Here is a 3,701-nt window from a genome sequence, read left to right on the forward strand (position 1 = left end):
AGGGGTACCCTGTACCGGGCTGAAGTGGTCAGTTACTTCTGCCGGGCTGCACTAGCTGGGTAAGCTTGACCACGTATTTGTTCAAGCGGCGCATATCCAGGCGTTCCAACTGTTGTACCTGCTTGACCGAGAAGTGTTGCAGTTACTTGCTTGGATACACCGAAATCAATCAGCATCAACTTGCCATCCTTATGACGGCGCATAATATTCTCTGGCTTGATATCCCGGTGAATCACTCCGCATTTTAGGATTGGAACAATAGAGCATATTTGGGAAACCATCAGCAGATTATGTCTATACCTACAAGTCTTCCCAAAAACCAAGCCAATTGTCAGCCTCACGCCAACAACTCATCAACCGCCACACTAAAACCCAGCAGTACCTTTTGAGTGTTAACTACCTCACCCGCTTTAAACCCTAATATCTGAGTTTGAGTCATCACCAAGATTAAAAGACTCTTAGGGAACACTAACCAAACTTCCTCGCAACCAGACTGTAAATATTCCTGCGCTTTAAGAAACACGTCCTCAGCCACATCAGTAGGCGAAACAATTTCAGCAATTAGCGGGAAACTTTGTGGCAATATATCTGCCTTACCAAACTGCGCGACTAGTTCAGGCGTAAGATAGGCAACATCTGGACGCCGCACTTGCTTAGTCGTGCGACAAGGTACATCAGTATAGACTTTTCCCCCTTGTCCACTGGAATGATAACTCCTCCAGTAAAAGTACAAATTTCCCTGAATTTCACTGTGCTGTAATGTCATCCCATTTTTCTCTATAAATTGCCCATCTACCCACTCCATGTGTTCCGGGAGATTGAACATCAAGTCATCTAAAGAGACATTTTCCGATACAACCGCAGTTGCTACCATAGCCATAACTCCTTTGCAGTCTTGATTCAGAGGGATAGTCCTGCTGCTGTCAGCTTAGCGCTTCACACCCTCTGGCTGCTCACGCCCTAAAATGGAAAGTAAAGACTGTTTAGTTTTATGTAGCCTTTCCTGGCGGAAAAATATTTATGGTAGCTGCTGTTTTAATCCAGAACCTCCAGAAGCGCTATGGCTCAGTGGAAGCCGTTAAGGATATTTCCTTTCAAGTGGAACCTGGAGAAATCTTTGGGTTACTGGGTCCCAATGGTGCAGGTAAAACCACGACAATTCGCTGTATTTGTACTTTAACGACACCCGATGCAGGTAAGGTTGAGGTATCCGGGATTTCTGCGATCGCTCAGCCGAGGTTAGCGAGGCAACGCTTAGGTTATGTGGCGCAGGAAGTGGCTCTGGATAAGGTACTCACAGGAAGAGAACTTTTGCAACTGCAAGCCGCCCTTTATCACCTCCCTAATGCTGCTGCTAAAAAGCGGATTGAGGAAGTGATCAATCTGTTGGGCTTAGAAGAATATGCGGATAAAAAGACTGGCACCTATTCGGGAGGACTGCAAAGACGGATTGACTTAGCCGCTGGATTGCTGCATCAACCGGATGTTTTGGTGCTAGATGAACCAACTGTTGGGCTAGATATCGAAAGTCGTTTCGTCGTCTGGGATTTGTTGCGTAAACTGCGAGAAGCGGGAACGACGGTTTTGATTACCAGCCACTATTTAGAAGAGATTGATGCACTAGCTAACCGAGTGGCGATTATTGATCGGGGGGTTGTGATTGCAGAGGGGACACCTTCTCAGTTGAAAGATCAGGTAGGAGGCGATCGCATTACACTTCGCATCCGTGAGTTTTCTCCCATTGAGGAAGCCCAAAAAGCTAAAGATATGCTTCAAAATCTACCCTTTGTGCAAGAAATCATTATTAATAACGCTCAGGGTAACTCTCTAAACCTTGTCGTGAAACCTCAAAGTGATGCGTTAATGAGCATTCAACAATCGTTGAAAGACGCTGATTTACCAACATTTGGAATTGCTCAAGCACGACCGAGTTTGGATGATGTCTATCTTGCGGCTACGGGTCGAACATTACTAGATGCTGAACTCGCCTCTGCTGGGACACGCGACCCCAAAGCGGAGAAAAAGCAAAATATGCGCTAGTTTAGGCGGTTTTGTAGTAGAGGCACAGCAGCCTAATCTGAAAATAAGGCAGAAGGCAAAGGGCAGAAGGAATCAAGATTTTCATTCAAACGTTCGTGAGCTTTCGTCTTATGGTGTCTATCTAATACAGACACTAGCCGCCAAATTAACGACTCTCCAAAAGACAAGAAAATTCCTTTGAAACACAGAAGAAATTAAGATGAGCGGAACTATTACTCCTTCTAAACCTGACATCAAATTGCAGCCAGAAGTATCTAGTCAAATCCCAGCTAATAATACTCCTAGCCTCGGTGAATTCGTCCAAGAAACTTTTGCTTTAACCAAACGTCTATTCATTCAGCTACAACGGCGTCCTTCCACATTAATTGCTGGAATTATTCAACCTGTTATGTGGCTGGTTCTATTTGGGGCATTATTTCAAAATGCTCCTCAAGGGCTATTTGGCAATGAACTCTCCTATGGGCGATTTCTCGGTGCTGGTGTGATTGTTTTCACCGCTTTTGCTGGTGCGCTGAATGCTGGGTTGCCAGTGATGTTTGATCGGGAATTTGGTTTTTTGAATCGCTTACTTGTTGCCCCTCTCGCCTCTCGCTTCTCAATTGTTGCCGCGAGTGCGATTTACATTATTGCCCTCAGCTTGCTTCAGGCTGCGGCAATTGTTGCCGTGAGTGCCTTTTTAGGCGCAGGTTTACCGAATCTTGTTGGTTTGGGAATCATTGCCCTGATTGTCTTTTTGCTGGTTGTGGGTGTCACGGCCTTGAGTTTGGGACTCGCTTTTGCACTACCGGGGCATATTGAGCTAATTGCGGTAATTTTTGTGACGAACTTGCCTCTGCTGTTTGCTAGTACTGCCCTTGCACCTCTTTCCTTTATGCCGAGATGGTTGCAGGTTGTGGCAAGTCTCAATCCGTTGAGTTATGCGATCGAGCCAATCCGTTATCTTTATACTCATTCTGGATGGTCGCTCGGTAGTATTGTCATGCAAGCACCTTGGGTATCCATTACGTTTGGTGGCGCACTTCTTGTCCTTTTAGCCTTTGATGCTGTAGTACTAGTGGCAATTCAGCCCCTACTGCGTCGTCGTTTTTCGTAGCCTAGAATCCTTAAAATCAGTCTATTGAGCTGTAAACTGCCATGAAAATAAGCAACCCATTGGTTTCTGGATTTGCCTCAACGTTGCTAGTTCGTCTTGCTTTAGGTGTTGGACTCTCAGCCACCCTAGCCGCAATCTCGTCGGCTATACTACCCCAAACTGCGTCGGCACAACCAGCCGACAGAGTTCAACCCCTACAAGACTTCAACACTCAGCAAAATGAGGTAGATCCTTTCACAGGTAGCGCTGGTGGTGATGGTTTTAGCGTTTTTGACTTGATTCACAACTCCAGACTGTACAATTCGCGTGACATGAATGACTTCACGACTGAAAGCCGCGAAAACATAGATGATGCGGCTGCACAGTTTCGTCAGCAACAGTTACAGAGATTAGGTAATCCAGTGTCTCCTGTGACTCCAGAGACAACGCCGCAGGTAGAAAGCGAACAGTAGACGTTTTGGTTGCAGCCAATTTTCGCCCCCCTAGGGCGTGTTTTCTGGCTTTCCCCGTCAGATTCAGATCCCCCTAAATCCCCCTTAAAAAGCTATGCATTAGTCACATCTTTCTT

Annotated in this window: 4 protein-coding genes and 1 pseudogene; 3 read left to right on the top strand and 2 right to left on the bottom strand. The window is 46.0% G+C overall.

Annotation, left to right across the window (positions count from 1 at the left end; all coding sequences use genetic code 11):
* Positions 1 to 50: 50 nt before the first annotated feature.
* Both AC5JL3_RS30525 and AC5JL3_RS30530 read right to left on the bottom strand, forming a co-directional pair.
* Positions 51 to 269, bottom strand: a pseudogene (locus AC5JL3_RS30525) (protein kinase domain-containing protein); the annotation flags it as partial.
* Between the two features lie 68 nt (positions 270 to 337).
* Entirely contained in the window at positions 338 to 874 is a 537-nt protein-coding gene (locus AC5JL3_RS30530) for a Uma2 family endonuclease (RefSeq protein ID WP_496078025.1), read from the bottom strand.
* Between the two features lie 146 nt (positions 875 to 1,020).
* Between AC5JL3_RS30530 and AC5JL3_RS30535 the strand changes: the two genes are divergently transcribed.
* The 3 genes from AC5JL3_RS30535 to AC5JL3_RS30545 all read left to right on the top strand — a co-directional run bounded on the left by AC5JL3_RS30535 (position 1,021) and on the right by AC5JL3_RS30545 (position 3,585).
* Positions 1,021 to 2,040 carry an ABC transporter ATP-binding protein gene (locus tag AC5JL3_RS30535; protein WP_496078026.1) on the top strand — a complete coding sequence of 340 codons (1,020 nt, stop codon included), beginning with the start codon at positions 1,021 to 1,023 and terminating at the stop codon, positions 2,038 to 2,040.
* Between the two features lie 199 nt (positions 2,041 to 2,239).
* Positions 2,240 to 3,133: an ABC transporter permease gene (locus tag AC5JL3_RS30540; protein WP_496078027.1), complete on the top strand. Its 894-nt coding sequence runs from the start codon at positions 2,240 to 2,242 to the stop codon at positions 3,131 to 3,133.
* Between the two features lie 41 nt (positions 3,134 to 3,174).
* A complete protein-coding gene (locus tag AC5JL3_RS30545) occupies positions 3,175 to 3,585 on the top strand; it encodes a hypothetical protein (protein WP_496078028.1) in 411 nt (136 codons plus the stop codon).
* The last annotated feature ends 116 nt before the right edge of the window (positions 3,586 to 3,701 follow it).

This window comes from Symplocastrum torsivum (assembly GCF_059505465.1).

Bases quoted from the DNA above. Each gene is read 5' to 3' on its own strand.
- AC5JL3_RS30530 (WP_496078025.1), bottom strand. From the start codon at position 874: ATGGTAGCAACTGCGGTTGTATCGGAAAATGTCTCTTTAGATGACTTG.
- AC5JL3_RS30535 (WP_496078026.1), top strand. From the start codon at position 1,021: ATGGTAGCTGCTGTTTTAATCCAGAACCTCCAGAAGCGCTATGGCTCA.
- AC5JL3_RS30540 (WP_496078027.1), top strand. From the start codon at position 2,240: ATGAGCGGAACTATTACTCCTTCTAAACCTGACATCAAATTGCAGCCA.
- AC5JL3_RS30545 (WP_496078028.1), top strand. From the start codon at position 3,175: ATGAAAATAAGCAACCCATTGGTTTCTGGATTTGCCTCAACGTTGCTA.